This is a genomic window from Pseudomonas sp. EggHat1 (genome assembly GCF_014892995.1).
Taxonomy (GTDB): domain Bacteria; phylum Pseudomonadota; class Gammaproteobacteria; order Pseudomonadales; family Pseudomonadaceae; genus Aquipseudomonas; species Aquipseudomonas chaetocerotis.
The window spans coordinates 24862-45038 of record NZ_JACKQK010000018.1 but is presented as its reverse complement, the minus strand read 5'-3'; the positions used below and the strand labels follow the sequence as shown (position 1 = coordinate 45038).

Annotated in this window: 16 protein-coding genes; all 16 read right to left on the bottom strand. The window is 61.7% G+C overall.

Features of this window, described 5'->3' with window-relative positions; translation table 11 throughout:
• Positions 1 to 6: 6 nt before the first annotated feature.
• The 16 genes from kdsA to uppS all read right to left on the bottom strand — a co-directional run bounded on the left by kdsA (position 7) and on the right by uppS (position 20171).
• The gene (kdsA, locus tag INS93_RS22295) at positions 7 to 852 is read right to left on the bottom strand and encodes a 3-deoxy-8-phosphooctulonate synthase (RefSeq protein ID WP_017674773.1); all 846 of its coding nucleotides are present in this window, start codon (positions 850 to 852) and stop codon (positions 7 to 9) included.
• Between the two features lie 3 nt (positions 853 to 855).
• On the bottom strand, positions 856 to 2487 hold the full coding sequence (locus INS93_RS22290; protein ID WP_192985567.1) for a CTP synthase: 1632 nt from the start codon (positions 2485 to 2487) through the stop codon (positions 856 to 858).
• 151 nt (positions 2488 to 2638) lie between these two features.
• On the bottom strand, positions 2639 to 3961 hold the full coding sequence (tilS, locus tag INS93_RS22285) for a tRNA lysidine(34) synthetase TilS (RefSeq protein ID WP_192985566.1): 1323 nt from the start codon (positions 3959 to 3961) through the stop codon (positions 2639 to 2641).
• 172 nt (positions 3962 to 4133) lie between these two features.
• Entirely contained in the window at positions 4134 to 5084 is a 951-nt protein-coding gene (locus tag INS93_RS22280) for an acetyl-CoA carboxylase carboxyltransferase subunit alpha (protein ID WP_160019634.1), read from the bottom strand.
• Positions 5085 to 5221: 137 nt separating this feature from the next.
• Positions 5222 to 8752, bottom strand: coding sequence for a DNA polymerase III subunit alpha (gene dnaE, locus INS93_RS22275; RefSeq protein ID WP_192985565.1), 3531 nt, complete (start codon positions 8750 to 8752; stop codon positions 5222 to 5224).
• 215 nt (positions 8753 to 8967) lie between these two features.
• Positions 8968 to 9567 (bottom strand): ribonuclease HII, encoded by a 600-nt coding sequence (gene rnhB, locus INS93_RS22270; protein WP_160019636.1) that lies wholly within the window; start codon positions 9565 to 9567, stop codon positions 8968 to 8970.
• Positions 9567 to 10700 (bottom strand): lipid-A-disaccharide synthase, encoded by a 1134-nt coding sequence (gene lpxB, locus INS93_RS22265; protein ID WP_160019637.1) that lies wholly within the window; start codon positions 10698 to 10700, stop codon positions 9567 to 9569. The genes rnhB and lpxB overlap by 1 nt, the downstream gene beginning before the upstream one ends.
• A 5-nt stretch (positions 10701 to 10705) precedes the next feature.
• On the bottom strand, positions 10706 to 11482 hold the full coding sequence (gene lpxA / locus INS93_RS22260; RefSeq protein WP_160019638.1) for an acyl-ACP--UDP-N-acetylglucosamine O-acyltransferase: 777 nt from the start codon (positions 11480 to 11482) through the stop codon (positions 10706 to 10708).
• The gene (gene fabZ / locus INS93_RS22255) at positions 11479 to 11919 is read right to left on the bottom strand and encodes a 3-hydroxyacyl-ACP dehydratase FabZ (RefSeq protein WP_003244215.1); all 441 of its coding nucleotides are present in this window, start codon (positions 11917 to 11919) and stop codon (positions 11479 to 11481) included. The genes lpxA and fabZ overlap by 4 nt, the downstream gene beginning before the upstream one ends.
• Before the next feature lie 47 nt (positions 11920 to 11966).
• Positions 11967 to 13028: a UDP-3-O-(3-hydroxymyristoyl)glucosamine N-acyltransferase gene (lpxD, locus tag INS93_RS22250; protein WP_192985564.1), complete on the bottom strand. Its 1062-nt coding sequence runs from the start codon at positions 13026 to 13028 to the stop codon at positions 11967 to 11969.
• Positions 13025 to 13528: an OmpH family outer membrane protein gene (locus INS93_RS22245; RefSeq protein WP_160019640.1), complete on the bottom strand. Its 504-nt coding sequence runs from the start codon at positions 13526 to 13528 to the stop codon at positions 13025 to 13027. Before INS93_RS22245 ends, lpxD begins: the two co-directional genes overlap by 4 nt.
• 44 nt (positions 13529 to 13572) lie before the next feature.
• Positions 13573 to 15933, bottom strand: a complete 2361-nt coding sequence (bamA, locus tag INS93_RS22240; protein ID WP_192985563.1) for an outer membrane protein assembly factor BamA — start codon at positions 15931 to 15933, stop codon at positions 13573 to 13575.
• A gap of 85 nt (positions 15934 to 16018) precedes the next feature.
• Entirely contained in the window at positions 16019 to 17371 is a 1353-nt protein-coding gene (rseP, locus tag INS93_RS22235; protein ID WP_192985562.1) for a sigma E protease regulator RseP, read from the bottom strand.
• Positions 17372 to 17428: 57 nt separating this feature from the next.
• Positions 17429 to 18613 carry a 1-deoxy-D-xylulose-5-phosphate reductoisomerase gene (gene ispC, locus INS93_RS22230; protein WP_192985561.1) on the bottom strand — a complete coding sequence of 395 codons (1185 nt, stop codon included), beginning with the start codon at positions 18611 to 18613 and terminating at the stop codon, positions 17429 to 17431.
• Positions 18610 to 19425, bottom strand: coding sequence for a phosphatidate cytidylyltransferase (locus INS93_RS22225; protein ID WP_192985560.1), 816 nt, complete (start codon positions 19423 to 19425; stop codon positions 18610 to 18612). The genes ispC and INS93_RS22225 overlap by 4 nt, the downstream gene beginning before the upstream one ends.
• Positions 19425 to 20171 (bottom strand): polyprenyl diphosphate synthase, encoded by a 747-nt coding sequence (gene uppS, locus INS93_RS22220; protein ID WP_160019645.1) that lies wholly within the window; start codon positions 20169 to 20171, stop codon positions 19425 to 19427. Before uppS ends, INS93_RS22225 begins: the two co-directional genes overlap by 1 nt.
• Positions 20172 to 20177: the final 6 nt, after the last annotated feature.

Here is a 20177-nt window from a genome sequence, read left to right as displayed (position 1 = left end):
TGCGGTTCAGGCAGTCTCGATCGGCGGAAAACTCTTGATCAGATCGTCAAGCTGCTTGAGCTGGGTGAGGAACGGCTCCAGCTTGTTCAGGCGCAAGGCGCACGGGCCATCGCACTTGGCGTTTTCCGGGTCCGGATGTGCTTCGAGAAACAGACCGGCCAGGCCCTGGCTCATGCCGGCCTTGGCCAGGTCGGTAACCTGGGCGCGGCGACCGCCAGCAGAGTCGGCGCGACCACCCGGCATCTGCAGGGCGTGGGTCACATCGAAGAACACCGGGTACTCGAACTGCTTCATGATGCCGAAGCCGAGCATGTCCACCACCAGGTTGTTGTAACCGAAGGAGGAACCACGCTCGCAGAGGATCAACTGGTCGTTACCGGCCTCTTCGCACTTGGCCAGGATGTGCTTCATTTCCTGCGGTGCGAGGAACTGAGCCTTCTTGATGTTGATTACCGCGCCGGTCTTGGCCATGGCCACCACCAGATCGGTTTGCCGCGAGAGGAAGGCCGGCAGCTGGATGATGTCGCACACCTCGGCCACGGCAGCCGCCTGGTGCGGTTCGTGAACGTCAGTGATCACCGGTACGCCGAAGGTCTTCTTCACTTCCTCGAAGATCTTCATACCCTCTTCCAGGCCAGGGCCACGGAAGGAAGTGACGGAGGAACGGTTGGCCTTGTCGAAACTGGCCTTGAACACGTAGGGGATGCCGAGTTTCTCGGTCACCCGCACGTACTCCTCGCAGGCCTGCATGGCCAGGTCACGCGATTCGAGCACGTTGATGCCACCGAACAGCACGAACGGCTTGTCGTTGGCGATCTCGATGTCGCGAACCTTGATGATCTTCTGCGCCATTGATCAGACCTTCTTCGCTTTCTGCGCCAGGGCAGCGTTGACGAAACCGCTGAACAGCGGGTGACCGTCACGCGGCGTGGAGGTGAATTCCGGGTGGAACTGGCAGGCGACAAACCACGGATGATCCGGTGCCTCGACCACTTCGACCAGCGCGCCATCGCCGGAACGACCGGTGACCTTGAGGCCAGCCTCGGTCAGCTTCGGCAGCAGGTTGTTGTTCACCTCGTAACGGTGACGGTGACGCTCGACGATCACATCCTTGCCGTAACAATCGTGTACCAGCGAACCGGCCTGCAGCTGGCAGTCCTGGGCACCGAGGCGCATGGTGCCGCCGAGATCGGAGCTTTCGCTGCGCTGCTCGGTGGCGCCAGTCGCATCCTGCCATTCGGTAATCAGACCCACCACCGGATGAGCGCTGGCCATGTCGAACTCGGAGGAGTTGGCATCGCTCCAACCCACGACATTGCGGGCATACTCGATCACGGCCACCTGCATGCCGAGGCAGATACCCAGATACGGGATCTTGTTCTCACGTGCGTACTGCACAGTCTTGATCTTGCCTTCAACGCCGCGCAGACCGAAGCCGCCCGGCACCAGAATGGCATCGACACCTTCGAGCAGCGCAGTGCCCTGGTTCTCGATGTCTTCGGAATCGATATAACGCAGGTTGACCTTGGTACGGTTCTGGATGCCAGCGTGGCTCATCGCCTCGATCAGCGACTTGTACGCGTCCAGCAGTTCCATGTACTTGCCGACCATGGCGATGGTGACTTCTTTTTCCGGGTTGAGCTTGGCATCGACAACGCGATCCCACTCGGACAGGTCGGCGCCGCCGCACTCCAGGCCGAAACGCTCGACGACGAAATCGTCCAGACCCTGGGCATGCAGCACGCCCGGAATCTTGTAGATGGTGTCGACGTCCTCCAGGCTGATCACCGCACGCTCTTCGACGTTGGTGAACAGGGCAATCTTGCGCCGCGAGGACACGTCGATCGGATGATCGGAGCGGCACACCAGCACGTCAGGCTGCAGGCCGATGGAGCGCAGCTCCTTGACCGAATGCTGGGTCGGTTTGGTCTTGGTCTCGCCGGCAGTGGCGATATACGGCACCAGGGTCAGGTGCATCAGCATCGCGCGCTTGGCGCCCACTTCCACGCGCAGTTGGCGAATGGCTTCGAGGAACGGCTGCGACTCGATGTCGCCGACGGTGCCGCCGATTTCCACTAGGGCCACGTCGGCATCGCCGGCACCCTTGATGATGCGACGCTTGATTTCGTCGGTGATGTGCGGGATGACCTGAATGGTCGCACCCAGGTAATCACCACGGCGCTCCTTGCGCAGTACATCTTCGTACACGCGGCCGGTGGTGAAGTTGTTGCTCTTGCTCATCGTGGTGCGGATGAAGCGCTCGTAGTGGCCCAGATCGAGGTCGGTCTCGGCGCCGTCGTGGGTGACGAACACCTCACCGTGCTGGAACGGGCTCATGGTGCCCGGATCGACGTTGATATAAGGGTCCAGCTTGAGCATGGTGACCTTCAGGCCCCGCGCCTCCAGGATGGCCGCCAGTGAAGCCGAGGCGATGCCTTTCCCCAATGAAGAAACAACACCACCCGTGACGAAGATGTAGCGCGTCATGAAAAACCCTAGAAGTCTGCGTTTAAGCGGTCAGTGCCGCCGGGGAAAGCGAAGGAGCGCCATCAATGCGAACAATGGCAAGCTCGCCAAGCTCCCTGAGGGAGTCGGCAAAAGCTGTAGTAAGACGGGAGCGTAGTCTACCCGAAAGGCCTTACCAGCTCAAACCTTGCGCACAGATAGGCGGCGACCAGTGCAGATGCGCCCCGCTCGCCTCGATTCCTGCCGGGTGCGACAGATTCGCCACCGCCATCAGCTCATCACCAGCGAACAGCAGCGGCAGACGCGGGCGTACAAATGCCGGCACGCGCAGCTCATTGAGCAGACGCTTGAGATCACGACTGCCACGCCCCGGCACCCGCAACGACTCACCGCCCTGGCGATAGCGCAAATGCCAGCGACCTTGCGGCAACTCGCCCTGTAGATGCACATGACCATTGCCGGGAAGTTCGACCGACGCGCAAAACCGGTCGCAGGGCAGATCGAGAGGATCGAGTGGCCGCAGCCACTGACCACTGAGCCACCAGAGCCGACCATCGGCACGGTGCAACTCACCATCGGCCAGCTTCCAGATCGGCGCCGCATCCAAACCTGCATCACGCAGATCGCACCAACCTGCCCAGTGATCGCTGTCGGGCATGCGCGTCAGCGGCGCCAACCAGTGACGCAGCAGATTGCGCTGACGTGCATCGCTCAGAGCGCTCACCGCCGACAAATCAAGAGATGGTAATGGCAGCCAGGGACATGCCGAGACGCCGCGGGCAGCCGCCAGGTCCATCTCGGCCAACTCTTCCAGCAACTGCTGAGCCTCCGACAGATGGCTTGCGCTGCGCGCCAGAGTGATCGAGGCCTGCGGCCAGCGCTCAGCCAGCACTGGCATCACCCGCCGCCGCAGGAAGTTGCGACTTAACCGTTCGTCGGCATTGCTCGGGTCTTCGATCCAGGCAATGCCATGCCCCTGCGCATAGGCCTGCAGCTCAGCCCGGGAACAGTCGAGCAGCGGCCGAACCAGGCTGCCCCGCCCCAACGGCCGACTGGCCGGCATCGCCGCCAGCCCGCGCACGCCAGCACCGCGCAACAAGCGAAACAACAGGGTTTCGGCCTGATCATCGCGGTGCTGAGCACTGAGCAACACCTCGCCCTGCTGCAGCCTTTCACCGAAAGCGGCGTAGCGCGCGCTCCGCGCAGCCTGTTCGAGACTGGGACCTGGCGCCACCTGAACCCTGACGACTTCGAGAGCGATGCCCAGCTGCTCGCAGACACGCGCGCAGTGCTCGGGCCAGGCGTCGGCGGCAGCCTGCAGGCCATGATGGACATGAATGGCAGAAATCGGCGGCAGGTTCTCGCGCCGAGCCCAGTCGGCGAGCAGGTGCACCAGCACGCTGGAGTCCAGGCCACCAGAAAAGGCAACGCGCCACGCCGGGGCCGCACGCCAGGGCTGCAGGGCCTGGCGTAGGCGAAGTTCGAGAGCAGTCATCAGCCAAGCTTAAACAACAACGGGCCCGAAGGCCCGTGGTGATGTGCGATGAAATTACGTAGGGTGCGCCATGCGCCCCCAAATACCGGCGCTACTGTCATGGGTGCGCACAGCCTGGGCGGCCCCGCGACACCCTACAAAAGCCATCTACGCCAGGCACATTAGCCCGAACTCAAGCGATGCCGTAGCTCATGAGACGGTCATAACGACGCTTGAGCAGTGCCTCGGTGTCGTGCTTCTGCAGGCTGGCCAGTTGCTTGGTCAGCTCCTGACGAATCGACTCGGAAGCCGCCGCCGGGTCACGGTGCGCGCCACCCAGAGGCTCGGCGATGACCTGATCAACGATACCCAGATCCTTCAGCCGCTCGGCGGTAATGCCCATCGCTTCGGCGGCATCCGGCGCCTTCTCGGCGGTACGCCAAAGAATCGAGGCGCAGCCTTCCGGCGAGATCACCGAATAGGTGGAGTACTGCAACATGTTGAGCTGGTCGCAGACACCGATGGCCAGTGCACCACCGGAACCCCCTTCACCGATGACGGTGGCGATGATCGGGGTTTTCAGGCGCGCCATCACGCGCAGGTTCCAGGCGATGGCCTCGCTCTGGCCGCGCTCCTCGGCATCGATACCTGGGTAGGCACCGGGGGTGTCGATGAAAGTGAGGATCGGCATCTTGAAGCGTTCGGCCATTTCCATCAGGCGGCAGGCCTTGCGGTAGCCTTCCGGACGCGGCATGCCGAAGTTGCGGCGCACCTTCTCGCGCACTTCACGGCCTTTCTGGTGGCCGATGATCATCACCGGCTGTTCGCCCAGACGGGCAATGCCACCGACGATGGCGGCGTCGTCGGAGAAGTGACGATCGCCGTGCAGTTCGTCGAACTCGGTGAAGATGTGCTGGATGTAATCCAGGGTGTACGGGCGGCGCGGATGGCGTGCCAACTGGGCGATCTGCCAGCTGGTCAGGTTGCCGAAGATGCTTTCGGTCAGGGTGCTGCTCTTGTCCTGCAGGCGGGCGATCTCATCGCCGATATTCAGCGAGTTGTCGTTACCAACCAGGCGTAGCTCTTCGATCTTGGCTTGCAGGTCGGCGATCGGCTGTTCGAAATCGAGGAAATTCGGGTTCATAGTCATCCGTCTTGCGTCGACGGCCAAGTGGCCGGGGAGCTGTATCCATTAGGCGTCCTACCTTAAGTGATAGGACGCAGCGGGTCGACACCCGCAGGTGTCGATGCCAACACAAAGGGGGATTTTCCCCTCTTGCATCAGCGGTAGTGCAAAAAGACGTTGTCGCGCCCGAACTGGTCACGCAATGCCTGAATCAAAGTGTCGGCCGGATCGATTCGCCAGGCGTCACCAAATTGAAGCAAGGCGCGTGCCTCCTCGCCACTGTAGTCCAGCGTCACCGGGCAGGCCCCCTTGTGCTTGCTGCACAGTTCGGCCAGCCAGCGCAGCCGATCCCCCTTCAATGCCTCACTGGCAACCTTCACCCGCAGGCTGTCAGCCAGCCCCGTGCGCGCTTCTTCCAGGCTCATCACGCGCTTGGCACGCAGACGCAGGCCGCCGGAGAAGTCGTCATTGCTGACCTCGCCCTCTACCACCACCAACGCATCGTTCTGCAGCAACGCCTGATTGCTGGCGAAGGCATCGGCGAACAGCGAGGCCTCGATCCGCCCGGAGCGGTCATCGAGGGTGATGAAACCCATCTTGTCGCCCTTCTTGTTCTTCATCACCCGCAGGTTGACGATCATCCCGGCGATGGTCTGGGTGTCGCGCGCCGGCTTCAGCTCGACGATGCGCTGGCGGGCGAAACGGCGAATCTCGCCTTCGTATTCGTCGATGGGATGGCCGGACAGGTAGATGCCCAGGGTGTCCTTCTCGCCTTTCAGGCGCTCCTTGATCGGCAGTTCGCGCGCCTTGCGATGATTGGCGTAGACGTCCGCCTCGGGTTCGGCGAACAGGCCACCGAACAGATCCATATGGCCGCTCTCGGCGCTGCGCGCGGTCTGCTCGGCGGACTGCACGGCTTCTTCCATGGAAGCCAGCAACACTGCGCGGTTCTTGTCCACACTGGCCTGATAAGCCTTGAGCTCGTCCTGATAGTAAGGACCGAGACGATCCAGCGCGCCGCTGCGGATCAACGCTTCAAGGGTGCGCTTGTTGATGCGCTTGAGGTCTACGCGGTTGCAGAAGTCGAACAGATCCTTGAACGGTCCGCCTTCGGCGCGGCATTCGACGATGGCCTCGACCGGCCCCTCGCCGACGCCCTTGACCGCACCCAGGCCGTAGACGATACGGCCGTCGTCGTTGACGGTGAACTTGAACTCGGACACGTTGACGTCCGGCGGATCGATGCGCAACTTCATGTTGCGGCACTCTTCGACCAGGATCACCACCTTGTCGGTGTTGTGCATATCCGCCGAGAGCACCGCCGCCATGAACGGCGCCGGGTAATGCGCCTTGAGCCAGGCCGTCTGGTAGGACACCAGACCGTAGGCAGCCGAGTGCGACTTATTGAAGCCATAACCGGCGAACTTTTCCACCAGATCGAAGATGTTGCCCGCCAGATTGGCGTCAATGCCATTGTTGGCACAACCCTCGATGAAGCCGCCGCGCTGCTTGGCCATTTCCTCGGGCTTCTTCTTGCCCATGGCACGCCGCAGCATGTCCGCCTGACCCAGGGTGTAGCCACCCATGACCTGGGCAATCTGCATCACCTGCTCCTGATACAGGATGATGCCGTAGGTGGGCTTGAGCACCGGCTCGAGGCCGGCGTACTGGTAGTCCGGGTGCGGATAGGACAGCTCGGCGCGGCCGTGCTTGCGGTTGATGAAATCGTCCACCATGCCGGACTGCAGCGGGCCGGGGCGGAACAGTGCCACCAGTGCGATCATGTCTTCCAGACAGTCGGGCTTGAGCTTCTTGATCAGCTCCTTCATGCCGCGCGATTCAAGCTGGAAGACCGCAGTAGTCTCCGCCTTCTGCAGCATGTCGTAGGTTTTCTTGTCATCCAGCGGGATGAAGTCGATGTCGACCAGATCCTCGTCCGGCGCTCCGTCGCGCTTCTGGATGCGGTGAATGGTCTCCATCGCCCACTTGATGATGGTCAGGGTACGCAGACCGAGGAAGTCGAACTTGACCAGGCCAGCCTGCTCGACGTCGTCCTTGTCGAACTGGGTCACCAGGCCGCCGCCCTCTTCGTCGCAAGCGATCGGCGAGAAGTCGGTGAGCTTGGTCGGCGCGATCACCACGCCGCCGGCATGTTTACCGGTACCACGCACCACGCCTTCGAGCTTGAGGGACATGTCCCAGATTTCGGCGGCTTCTTCGTCGTTCTTGAGGAAGTCGCGCAGCGGCTCCTCCATCTCGTAAGCCTTCTCCAGGGTCATGCCCACTTCGAAGGGGATCATCTTCGACAGACGGTCGGCCAGGCCATAGGACTTGCCCTGGGCGCGAGCCACGTCGCGCACCACCGCCTTGGCCGCCATCGAGCCGAAGGTGATGATCTGACTCACCGCGTTGCGCCCGTATTTCTCGGCCACGTAATCGATCACCCGGTCGCGGCCGTCCATGCAGAAGTCGACGTCGAAGTCGGGCATGGACACCCGCTCGGGGTTGAGGAAGCGCTCGAACAGCAGGTCATAGGCCAGCGGGTCGAGGTCGGTGATCTTCAGTACGTAGGCCACCAGCGAACCGGCGCCCGAGCCACGGCCCGGACCGACCGGCACGCCGTTGTTCTTGGCCCACTTGATGAAGTCCATCACGATCAGGAAGTAACCGGGAAAACCCATCTGGATGATGATGTCGAGTTCGAAGTTGAGGCGATCGATGTAGACCTGCCTCTTGGCCTCATAGTCCGGGGTGTCCTTGGGCAGCAGAACTTCGAGACGCTCCTCCAATCCCTCGAACGAGGCATGGCGCAGGTAGTCGTCGATGCCCATGCCATTGGGCGTGGGGAAATCCGGCAGAAAGTACTTGCCGAGCTGCACATCGATATTGCAGCGCTTGGCGATCTCGACGGTGTTCTCCAATGCCTCAGGCAGGTCGGAGAACAGCTCCCACATTTCCGCAGCGCTTTTCAGGTACTGCTGATCGGAGTAATGCCGTGGCCGGCGCGGATCGTCGAGAGTACGACCTTCACCGATGCAGACGCGTGTTTCGTGCGCCTCGAAGTCGCCCTGCTTGATGAAGCGCACATCGTTGGTCGCCACCAGCGGCGCCTCGACGCGATCAGCCAATGCCACCGCCGCGTGCAGGTACTCTTCATCGCCAACTCGGCTGGTGCGCTGCACTTCCAGATAGAAACGATCCGGGAACGCGGCCATCCATTCACGCAGGCGCACTTCGGCCAGCGCTTCGTCACCAGCCAGCAGCGCCTGACCGACTTCGCCTTCACGCGCGCCGGATAGTGCGATGAGGCCTTCGGCGGCACCCTTGACCCAGTCACGCTGGATGATCACCAGGTCGTTGCTCTGCCCTTCGGCCCAGCCACGGGAAATCAGTTCGGTGAGATTGCGGTAGCCCTTGGCGTTCATCGCCAGCAGGGTCAGGCGCGTCAGCGGGCCGTCTTCCTCGGCGCTGGCCATCCAGATGTCGGCGCCGCAGATCGGCTTGACCCCGGCGCCCATGGCCGCCTTGTAGAACTTCACCAGCGAGCACATGTTGCTCATGTCGGTAACCGCCACCGCCGGCATGCCGGCCCCGACGACGGCCTTGATCAGCGGTTTGACCCGCACCAGGCCATCGACCAGGGAGTATTCGGTGTGCAGACGCAGGTGGACGAACGCTTGAGTCATGGGCGGCCTTGCAGGTGAAAACGACAAAGCGCGGATTGTAACAGGTAGGGCGGCCCGGATCGCCGTCCGCTCGTAGCGCAGCGAACAGTCCGCCGAACCATGTCGAATCCATCCGTCACAGCACGCACCATCGAAACACCAGTGGCGTACTGCTTCGCGACGACTACAAGGATGTAGGAGGTAGAGCGGCGCAGGAGGCCAAAGCCGAGTACGCCCTACACGGCCCCCAGCAGTGCGCGCACCGGGGCGAAGGAACGCCGATGAATCGGTGTAGGTCCCAGGCGTATCAGCGCTTCGAGATGAACGGGCGTGGGGTAGCCCTTGTGACCGGCGATGCCGTAACCGGGATAGAGACGATCCATCTCGAGCATCTCGCGGTCGCGACTGACCTTGGCCAGGATCGAAGCCGCGGCTATTGCCGGTACCCGGCTGTCGCCCTTGACGACCGGGGCGCTCGGCACCGCCAGCTGCGGGCAACGATTGCCGTCGATCAGCGCCAGTTTCGGCGTCACTTTCAGTCCTTCGACGGCGCGCTGCATCGCCAGCATGGTGGCATGCAGGATATTCAAGCGGTCGATTTCCTCCACCTCGGCGCGGGCGATGCACCAGGCCAGAGCTTTCTCGCGAATCTCGTCGAACAGCGCTTCACGGCGCGCCTCGGAGAGTTTCTTCGAGTCGTTCAAACCGATAATCGGGCGAGCCGGATCGAGGATAACCGCAGCCGTGACCACGGCACCGCAAAGCGGGCCACGGCCCACTTCATCGACACCGGCCACCAGTTCTTCGACCAGGGTAAAATCGAGGCCCAGCTGCATCAGCCACGCCCTGCCAGTTTGAGCACAGCATCGGCCGCCGACAACGACGCATCGCGACGCAGCGCTCGGTGAATCACGTCGAAGCCTTCAGTCTGAACCTGCCCGCCGTCGATCAACGGCGCCACGGCCTGGGCCAGAGCCTCTGGAGTCGCCGCATCCTGAATCAGCTCAGGTACCAGCAGGCGCTCGGCCAGCAGATTGGGCAGCGAGATATAGGGGCTCTTCACCAGGCGCTTGAGGATGCGATAGGTCAGCGGCGCTACACGGTACGCCACCACCATCGGCCGTTTGTACAGCAGCGCTTCCAGGGTCGCGGTACCCGAAGCGATCAGTACCGCGTCGCAGGCAGCCAGCGCCTCGTGGGAGCGACCATTGAGCAGCGTCAACGGCAGATCACGCCCGGCCAGCATCTGTTCCAACTGCTCACGGCGCTCGGGTGTGGCGCAAGGCAGCAGGAAACGAATCCCAGGGCGCAGTGCGCGCAGACGAATCGCCGCATCCAGAAACAGCTCACCGAGACGCGCGACTTCACCGCCACGACTGCCGGGCATCAGGGCCACCACCGGCTCGTCCTGCGGCAGGTCCAACGTCTCCCGCGCGGCAGCACGATCAGCCTGCTGCGGAATAGCATCGGCCAGCGGATGACCCACGAAGCGCACCGGCACCTGATGCTCGTCGTAGAACTGCGCCTCGAACGGGAACAGGGTCAACATCAAATCGCAGGCTTCACGGATCTTCAGCACACGCTTCTGCCGCCAGGCCCAGACCGAAGGGCTGACGTAGTGCACGGTCTTGATGCCGGCACGGCGCAGCTTGAGCTCCAGCCCCAGATTGAAATCGGGGGCATCGATGCCGATGAACACGTCCGGCTTGGCAGCAATCAGGTCGCGAGCCAGTTGACGACGGCGGCCGAGCAACTCGAACAGACGCCCCAGCACCTCGACCAGCCCCATCACGGCCAGGCGCTCCATCGGAAAATAGGATTTAAGGCCTTCGGCTTCCATGCGCGCACCACCAACACCGATGAACTCGGCATCTGGATAGCGCTGCTTGATGGCCTGCATCAGGCCGGAACCGAGGATGTCACCGGACGCCTCACCGGCAACCAGTGCGACGCGAAGAGGTCTGTTCATAGGAATCAGCGGGTGATGCCGCGCGTGGAGGCCTGGATCGAATCACGGAAGATCGCCACTTCCGGGAACTGAGCAGCAGACTCGGCCAGCTCGGCCAGTGCCTGCTCGACGGTCAGTCCCTGGCGATAAACCAGCTTGTAGCCTTTGCGCAACGCGGCGATGGCCTCGTTGGAGAAACCACGACGACGCATGCCCTCGAAGTTCATGCTGCGCGCCTCGGCCGGGTTACCGAATACGGTAACGAAAGCTGGCACATCCTTGCCAATCGCAGTGCCCATGCCCGAGAAGCTGTGCGCACCAATGCGGCAGAACTGATGCACCAGGGTATAACCGGACAGAATCGCCCAGTCATCGACCCAGACATGTCCAGCCAGTGCCGTGTTGTTGACCAGAATGCAATGATTGCCGATCACACTGTCATGGCCGATATGGGCATAGGCCATGATCAGGTTGTGGTCGCCAATGGTGGTTTCGCTTCGATCCTGCACGGTGCCACGGTGAATGGTGACCCCCTCACGAATCGTGTTGTGATCACCGATCACCAGGCGCGTCGCTTCGCCCTTGTATTTCAGGTCTGGCGTGTCTTCACCGACCGAAGAAAACTGGTAGATGCGGTTGTGCTTGCCGATCACGGTCGGCCCTTTGAGCACTACGTGCGGGCCGATGACTGTACCCTCGCCGATTTCCACATCGGCCCCGACAATGCTCCAAGGGCCAACGACGACGTCGTCGGCCAATCTGGCACTGGGGTCGATGATCGCGCGGGGGTCAATCAAACTCATAGCTTGCGTTCCGCGCAGATGATTTCAGCGGAGCAGACTTCCTTGCCATCGACAGTCGCGCGGCACTCGAATTTCCAGATGCTGCGACGGTCGCTCAGGTACTTGGCTTCCAACGTCAGTTGATCGCCCGGCAGCACCGGCGAGCGGAAGCGCAGCTTGTCGGAACCGACGAAGTAATACAGGGTGCCATCGGCCGGCTTCACGCCCATCATCTTGAAACCGAGAATACCGGCAGCCTGGGCCATGGCCTCGATGATCAGAACGCCCGGCATGATCGGGTGCTCGGGGAAGTGGCCGTTGAAGAACGGCTCATTGATGCTGACATTCTTATAGGCGCGAATCTGCTTGCCTTCGACGTCCAGGTCCACCACGCGGTCCACCAGCAGGAACGGATAGCGGTGCGGCAAATATTCACGAATTTCGTTGATGTCCATCATGTCCGGTTAAGCCTGTAAGAAAAGAAAAGAGCACGGTCACACCGTGCTCAGGCATCAGATGAGACGTTTGCCGTCTGGGTCACGGCGGCCAGCTGTTTTTCCAGCTCACGCAGTCGCTTGGCCATATCATCCAACTGACGAATACGGGCCGCACTCTTCTTCCACTCGCCCGCCGGTTGCATGGCAGTCCCTGAAGAATAAGCGCCCGGTTCGGTGATCGAACGGGTCACCATGGTCATGCCGGTGACGAACACGTTGTCGCACACCTCGATATGACCCACCATGCCAACACCACCCGCAATCATGCAGTTCTTGCCGATTTTGGTGCTGCCGGAAATGCCACAGCAGCCGGCCATGGCAGTGTTGTCGCCAATCTGTACGTTGTGCGCGATCATGATCTGGTTATCCAGCTTCACGCCATTGCCGATCAAGGTGTCGGACAGCGCACCGCGATCCACCGTGGTGTTGGCGCCGATCTCGACGTCATCACCGATGGTCACCCCACCGATCTGCGCGATCTTCTGCCAGACGCCCTTCTCGTTGGCGAAGCCGAAGCCTTCACCGCCGATCACCGCGCCGGACTGGATCACCACACGCTTGCCGATCTGCACATCGTGGTACAGCGTCACACGCGGAGCCAACCAGCCGCCATCACCCACCACGCTACGTGCACCGACCACGCAATGAGCACCGATGCTCACATCAGCGCCGATGCGGGCACCGTTTTCGATCACCGCAAAGGCGCCGATGCTGGCAGTCGGATCGACCTCAGCATCGCCTGCAACCTGGGCAGTAGCATGGATGCCGGGAGCGGCCTTGGGCTTGCGATCGAACAGGTGCGAGAGCTGGGCGTAGGCCAGATAAGGGTTGGCAACGATCAAGGCATCGCCAGCGTACGCTTCGGCATCGGCTGCGGTCAGCAGCACGGCACCAGCCTGGGTCTGCACCAGGAACTTGCGGTACTGGGCATTGGCCAGGAAGCTCAATTGTTCGGGCCCGGCCTCCTGTAAGGTGGCCAGGCCCGTGATGACCTTAGCTTCGGCGCCACGCAAGGTGGCGCCCAGGCTCTCGGCCAGTTGGCCGAGGGTAAATGTCGCAGTCATGCTCAACGCATCTGATTCATGCGCTCGATGACCTGGCGAGTGATGTCGTACTGAGGTTTGACATCGATCACCGCACCGCGCTCGAGCACCAGGTCGAAGTTACCGTTCTTGATCACTTCTTCGACGGCCTTGTCCAGGTTCGGCTTGAGCTTGGCCAGCATCTCGCGGTCAGCGATGGCCTTGGCTTCGTTCAGTTCCTTGGACTGGAACTGGAAGTCACGGGCCTTCTGCTTGAATTCGAGTTCGAGGCGCTCGCGCTCGGCCTGCTGCATCTTCTCGCCGTCCTTGACCATACGATCCTGGATGCGCTTGGCGTCGCTTTCCAGCGTCTTGAGCTTGTTCAACTGCGGGCCGAATTTTTTCTCGGCATCGACTGCGTAACGCTTGGCCGCGTCAGACTCGAGCAGCGCCATCTGATAGTTCAGCACGGCCACCTTCATCTCGGCGAACGCCGGAGTGGCGATCAGGGCGACGGTGAACAGAACCAGTTGAGTCAACTTACGCACAATGCACTCCTGCAACAAAACTGTTGGCTTTCTGTGAAACGAGATTAGAAGGTTTGACCCAGAGAGAACTGGAATACCTGAGTATCGGCATCATCCGGCTTCTTGATCGGCATGGCCAGACTGAAGCTCAACGGGCCCAGCGCAGTGATCCAGGTCAGGCCAACACCCACGGAGCTGGCCAGGTTACTGAAATCGATGTCGCAGCTCTCGCTGAGCCTCTTCTGAGTCGACGAGCAGTTGGTATCGAAGACGTTACCCACGTCCCAGAACAATGCGGTACGCAGCGAACGCTGATCCTTGACGAACGGCAGCGGGAACAGCATCTCCACACCGCCCTGCACCAGAACATTACCACCGAACGGCAGCGGATCCTGATCCGGGTCAGCCAGTGTACCGGGCTTGGTACCAGTGCTCGGCGTGCTGCGCGGGCCCAGACTGCTGTCCTCGAAGCCACGCACCGAGTTGAAGCCACCCGCGTAGTAGTGTTCGTAGAACGGCAGCTCAGCAGTAGAGCCATAGCTGTCGCCGTAACCCAGCTGGGTATGGAAGCGCAGGGTGTAGTTGTCGCTGATCGGGGTGAACACCTGACCACGGTAGTCGAGCTTGTAGAACGACAGATCGCTACCTGGCAGTGTGGTTTCCAGCACCAGACTCTGCGAATGACCACGGTTGGCCAGTACACCACGGTTAAGGGTCGACTCGGACCAACCGATGGAACCCTTGAAGTTCAGGTAATTGTCACCCTCGGCGTCGATGAAATCGAAAATCTCGTCGACGGTGTAACGGCCGGTGTCGATGCTATCCTGCTGCACGGTCAGACCATAGGTCAGACGCGCGGTTTCGCTGATCGGATAGCCGATGTTGATACCTGCACCCAGGCTGTCGACCGAGTAGCTGGATACGTCGACATCGAGCTCATCGTAGTCGGTGGTGCGGTAGAAGGCGTTGTAACCCAGGCTGACACCGTCGACGGTCCAGTAGGGGTCAACGAAGCCGAAGCTGTATCGGGTCTGGTATTCGCTACGGGTCAGGCCGATGCTGACGCGGTTACCGGTACCGAGGAAGTTGTTCTGGCTGATCGAACCACCGAGGATCAGACCGGCATTCTGGGCGAAACCGACGCTCGCGGTGATGGAGCCGGACGGCTGCTCTTCGACGCTGTAGTTGACGTCGATCTGATCGTCGGTACCCGGCACCTGCGGGGTTTCGACGTTGACTTCCTTGAAGAAGCCCAGACGCTCCAGACGCACCTTGGACTGGTCGATCAGGTAGGTCGAGGCCCAGCCACCTTCCATCTGGCGCATTTCGCGGCGCAGTACCTGGTCTTCGGACTTGGTGTTGCCACGGAAATTGATGCGATTGACGTAGGCGCGCTTGCCCGGATCGACGAAGAAGGTGATCGAGACAGTGTTGTCCTCGTCGTGCGCTTCCGGCACGCCGTTGACGTTGGCGAAGGTATAGCCTTCGTTACCCAGGCGGCGGGTGATCAGCTCACTGGTGGTGGTCATGATCTTGCGTGAGAAGACCTGCCCTTCCTTGACCAGCAGCAGTGCACGCACGTCTTCTTCCGGGACCTTGAGGTCACCGGACAGTTTCACGTCACGGACGCTGTACTTCTCGCCCTCTTCGACGTTGACGGTGATGTAGACGTGCTTCTTGTCCGGGGTGATGGATACCTGGGTGGAGCTGATATCCATGTTGATGTAGCCGCGGTCCAGGTAGTAGGAGCGCAGACGCTCGAGGTCACCGGACAGTTTCTCGCGGGCATACTTGTCGTCGTTCTTGAAGAACGACAACCAGTTGGTGGTCTTCAGCTCGAACAGGTCGACCAGATCTTCATCGGAGAACACGGTGTTGCCGACCACGTTGATGTGGGAGATGGCAGCAACGGTGCCTTCGTTGATAGTGATCTTCAGCGCCACGCGGTTACGCGGCTGCGGAATCACTTCGGCTTCGATCTCGGCCGAATAGCGGCCCTGAGCGACATACTGGCGCTGCAGCTCGTTGCGTACGCCCTCGAGGGTGGCACGCTGGAAGATCTCGCCCTCGGCCAGACCAGACTGGTTCAGGCCCTTGAGCAGGTCTTCGGTGGTGATGGCCTTGTTGCCTTCGATCTCGATACCGGAGATGGAAGGACGCTCGACCACGGTAACCACCAGCACGTCGCCATCGCGACCGAGCTGGATATCCTGGAAGAAGCCGGTACGGAACAGGGAGCGAGTGGCATCGACCAACTGGCGATCATCGACCTGTTCGCCCACATTCAGGGGCAGTGCGCCGAATACGCTGCCGGCGGATACCCGCTGCAGGCCGTTGACGCGTATATCGGAGATGGTGAAGGACTCGGCGTGAACTTCGGCGATCATCAATGCGGACAGTACCGCAGGTAGCAGCAGACGTTTCATGAAGTCCTTTCTTATTCCAACTGACGATAAAAACTGCCGCTCAAGCGACACATCTTTTAAATCTCAAGAACGTATTCAGCAATGCTCACAGGCGGCTGAGGTCGTTGACCAGGGCAAGCAACATGACCCCGATGACCAGACTGATGCCGATCTGCATCCCCCAACCCTGAACCCGCTCAGACAAGGGGCGACCACGCACCCACTCGACCAGATAAAACAGCAGATGCCCACCATCCAGTACGGGAATGGGCAGCAGATTGAGAACCCCCAAGCTAATACTCAGATATGCAAGGAATTTCAGGAAATCCCCCAGCCCTGACTCAGCTGAAGCGCCCGCCACTTTAGCAATGGTTATCGGCCCACTCAAGTTTTTTACCGAGAGCTCTCCGAACAGCATTTTCTTCAGCGAATCGAGGGTCAGCAGGCTCATGGACCAGGTTTGCCGCATGCCTTCGACAACCCCCTCGAGCGGACCGAAGCGCACCTCACGCAACATCTCCGGCGGCCATTCGACGCCCTGCACACCCGCGCCCAGGTAGCCACTGCGGGCTTCCCCTTCTCCGCGCGAAGCCAGCGTCAGCTGCACGCCCTGCGTTTGCCCGGCGCGCTCGAAGCGCAACGTGACCGCTTCGCCCGGCAATGCCCGTACACGGTCGACCAGGTCCTGCCAATCGGCAAGCGGCTCACCATCGAGCGCCAGCAGTCGATCTCCGGCTTGCAGACCCGCGGCATGGGCAGGCCCCTTGGAATCGACCTCTGCCAGCACCGGCTCCAGCACCGGACGCCAGGGACGAATGCCCAGCGAGCCAATTGGGTCCGGCTCGTCGGCACCGCGCAGCCAGTTATCCAATTGCACCTGCTTGGACGTCTCGACGGTAGAGCCCGGCTCCAGCACACGCACATCGAGCGTACCGCTCTCACCCAGGCGACTTACCAGTTGCAGATTGACCGCCGCCCAGCCGCTGGTGGCCTCGCCGTTGACCGCAACGATCTCCTGCCCTGCACGCAGCCCGGCCACTTGCGCCAGACTGTCCGGCTGCACACCACCGATAATCGGCCGCACCTGCTGACTGCCGAGCATGGCGACGAACCAGAAGAACAACAACGCCAGCAGGAAATTGGCCAGAGGACCTGCAGCCACGATAGCGATGCGCTGACGCACGCTCTTGCGATTGAAGGACTGCTCGACGAGCTCGGGCGGTACATCGCCCTCGCGCTCATCGAGCATCTTGACGTAACCGCCCAGAGGAATGGCCGCCACCACGAATTCGGTGCCCTGACGGTCGTGCCAGCGCAACAGCGGTGTGCCGAAGCCAACGGAGAAGCGCAGCACCTTGACGCCACAGCGCCGAGCCACCCAGAAGTGTCCGTACTCGTGAAAGGTCACCAGGACACCCAGTGCGATCAGGGTGCCAAGCAGCATGTACAACCCACTCATTTCACTTCTCCAGCTCTACGAGCCGCTCAAGTTCCGGCCAGGCCGATACGGGCGTCATCAACGACCAGCTAGCCACTGCCCAGCCAGTTCACGCGCACGGGCATCGGCCTCGAATACCGCATCGAGCGCTTCGACAGCCTGCACAGGCTGGGCGTTCAACACGGACTCAATCATACGCGCGATATCCACGAAACGGATGCGCCGCTGCAGGAAAGCCTCGACCGCCACCTCGTTGACGGCGTTGAGCATCGCCGGCGCACTGCCACCGGCCTGCGCCGCCTCCCGCGCCAGGCGCAGACAGGGGAAGCGCTGCTCGTCGGGGCGCTCGAAATCCAGACGACCGACGGCAAACAGATCCAGAGGCGATACGCCCGAGTCGATGCGCTCCGGCCAGGCCAACGCATGAGCGATGGGCGTGCGCATATCCGGATTACCCAACTGGGCCAGCACCGACCCGTCGATATAATCGACCAGCGAATGAATCACGCTCTGCCGATGGATGACCACTTCGATCTGCTCGGGGCGGGCATCGAACAACCAGCAGGCCTCGATCGACTCGAGTCCCTTGTTCATCATGCTGGCCGAATCGACCGATATCTTGCGCCCCATCGACCAGTTCGGATGCGCACAGGCCTGCTCTGGAGTGACGCACTCCAGATCGGCCAATGGCGTTTCACGAAAAGGCCCACCAGAAGCCGTCAGCAGTACGCGACGTACACCGACAGCCGGAAGCCCTCGCGAATAGTCACCGGGCAGGCACTGGAAAATGGCGTTGTGTTCACTGTCGATAGGCAACAGCACCGCCCCACTCTGCTTGACCGCCTGCATGAACAAGGCGCCGGACATCACCAGCGCTTCCTTGTTCGCCAGCAGCACTTTCTTGCCGGCCTGCACCGCCGCCAGCGTTGGCTTGAGGCCTGCAGCGCCAACGATGGCCGCCATCACGCAATCGACGGCGGCATCGGCAGATACCGCGCACAGCCCTGCTTCGCCGACCAGTACCTCGGTCGCCAGCCCGGCAGCACGCAGATTGTTCTGCAACTCGAGCGCCGAAACGTCATCAGGCACCACCGCGTAACGCGGCCGATGCTGCACGCACAGCACCTGCAGCTCTGCCAGGCGCGAAAAGCCCGTCAGCGCGAAAACGCTGTAGCGCCCGGGATGGCGCGCAATCACATCCAGCGTGCTGAGGCCGATGGACCCGGTCGCCCCCAGCACGGTGACCTGCTGCACTGCGCTCACAGCGAACCCCAGCCTGCCAGCCAGAGCAATGCAGCGAACAGCGGAATGGCCGCCGTCAGACTGTCGATACGATCCAGCACTCCACCATGCCCCGGCAGCAGATTGCTGCTGTCCTTGATCCCGGACTGACGCTTGAACATGCTCTCGGTCAGATCGCCAACCACGGAAATCAGCACCACCACAGCAGCACCTGCCAGAGCCAGCAGCAGCCCACCAGCAGACCAGCCCTGCTGCAGACCGACCACAAGCGTGATCAGCAGACTGGCAGCCAGACCACCATAGAGCCCTTCCCAGCTCTTGCCCGGGCTGACCTTGGGCGCCAGCTTGCGCTTGCCGAAGGTCTTGCCGGAGAAATAGGCGCCGATGTCCGCCCCCCAGACCAGCACCATCACCGCGATGATCAGCGCATTGGCCTGCGGCCACTGCTTGAGCAGGATCAGCCCCTGCCAGGCCGGCAGCAGGATCAGCAAGCCAATCAGCAAACGCCCCGGCACACCACCCCAGTAACGACTGCTATCGGGGTAGGTCAGCACCAGGAAGGTCGCTGCCAACCACCACAACACCGCCACCACCAACAGCACTGGCGCGAACACCGGAACCAGGTAAAGCGCACCGAGTAACACGGCCACCACTGCGGCATAGGCTACGCGTTTGGGCTGCGCCTCGAACCCCGCCAGGCGCGCCCATTCCCAGGCCCCCAGCGTGACCACCACACCGATGAACAGGGCGAAGGCACCGCCGTCGAGCAGAAAAAAACCGCCCAGGGCGATGGGCAACAGCACCAGCGCCGTGATGATTCGTTGTTTCAACATTAAGAGCGCGCCTCAGCTTCCACCTGCTCGCTGGTCTTGCCGAAGCGACGCTGGCGGGTAGCGAAATCGGCCAGCGCCTTGCGCATGGCCTCGTGCTTGAAGTCCGGCCAATAGAGGTCGGAGAAGTACAGCTCGCTGTAAGCCAACTGCCACAGAAGGAAGTTACTGATGCGGCGCTCGCCGCCCGTACGGATGCACAGGTCGGGCAGAGGCAGGTCACCGGTAGCCAGGCAGCCCTGGAGCAACTGCGGGGTGATGTCCTCGGGCTGCAAATGACCTGCCTGCACTTCACGCGCCAGGCGCTGAGCGGCCTGGGCGATATCCCACTGACCGCCGTAATTGGCCGCGATCTGCAGGGTGAAACGACGATTGCCGGCCGTCAGCAGCTCGGCTTCGCGCATGGCAGCCTGCAACTCGGGATGAAAACGCGAGCGATCACCAATGATGCGCAGGCTGATGTCGTTATCCAGCAGGCGCTTGGCCTCACGACGCAGCGCCCCCAGGAACAACTCCATCAGCGCACCGACCTCGTCGGCCGGACGCTGCCAGTTCTCGCTGGAGAAGGCGAACAGGGTCAGTACCTCGACGCCCGACTCGGCACACACCTCGATCACTGCGCGAACCGCATCGACCCCAGCCTTGTGCCCAGCCACACCCGGCAACAGGCGCTTCTTCGCCCAACGATTGTTGCCATCCATGATGATGGCGACATGCCGCGGCACCGCCCCCTGCTTGTTCTTGTCCATGTATGG

Bases quoted from the DNA above. Each gene is read 5' to 3' on its own strand.
- INS93_RS22280 (WP_160019634.1), bottom strand. From the start codon at position 5,084: ATGAACCCGAATTTCCTCGATTTCGAACAGCCGATCGCCGACCTGCAA.
- bamA (WP_192985563.1), bottom strand. From the start codon at position 15,933: ATGAAACGTCTGCTGCTACCTGCGGTACTGTCCGCATTGATGATCGCC.
- kdsA (WP_017674773.1), bottom strand. From the start codon at position 852: ATGGCGCAGAAGATCATCAAGGTTCGCGACATCGAGATCGCCAACGAC.
- tilS (WP_192985566.1), bottom strand. From the start codon at position 3,961: ATGACTGCTCTCGAACTTCGCCTACGCCAGGCCCTGCAGCCCTGGCGT.
- INS93_RS22225 (WP_192985560.1), bottom strand. From the start codon at position 19,425: ATGTTGAAACAACGAATCATCACGGCGCTGGTGCTGTTGCCCATCGCC.
- rseP (WP_192985562.1), bottom strand. From the start codon at position 17,371: ATGAGTGGGTTGTACATGCTGCTTGGCACCCTGATCGCACTGGGTGTC.
- lpxB (WP_160019637.1), bottom strand. From the start codon at position 10,700: ATGAACAGACCTCTTCGCGTCGCACTGGTTGCCGGTGAGGCGTCCGGT.
- dnaE (WP_192985565.1), bottom strand. From the start codon at position 8,752: ATGACTCAAGCGTTCGTCCACCTGCGTCTGCACACCGAATACTCCCTG.
- uppS (WP_160019645.1), bottom strand. From the start codon at position 20,171: ATGGACAAGAACAAGCAGGGGGCGGTGCCGCGGCATGTCGCCATCATC.
- rnhB (WP_160019636.1), bottom strand. From the start codon at position 9,567: ATGCAGCTGGGCCTCGATTTTACCCTGGTCGAAGAACTGGTGGCCGGT.
- fabZ (WP_003244215.1), bottom strand. From the start codon at position 11,919: ATGATGGACATCAACGAAATTCGTGAATATTTGCCGCACCGCTATCCG.
- lpxA (WP_160019638.1), bottom strand. From the start codon at position 11,482: ATGAGTTTGATTGACCCCCGCGCGATCATCGACCCCAGTGCCAGATTG.
- INS93_RS22290 (WP_192985567.1), bottom strand. From the start codon at position 2,487: ATGACGCGCTACATCTTCGTCACGGGTGGTGTTGTTTCTTCATTGGGG.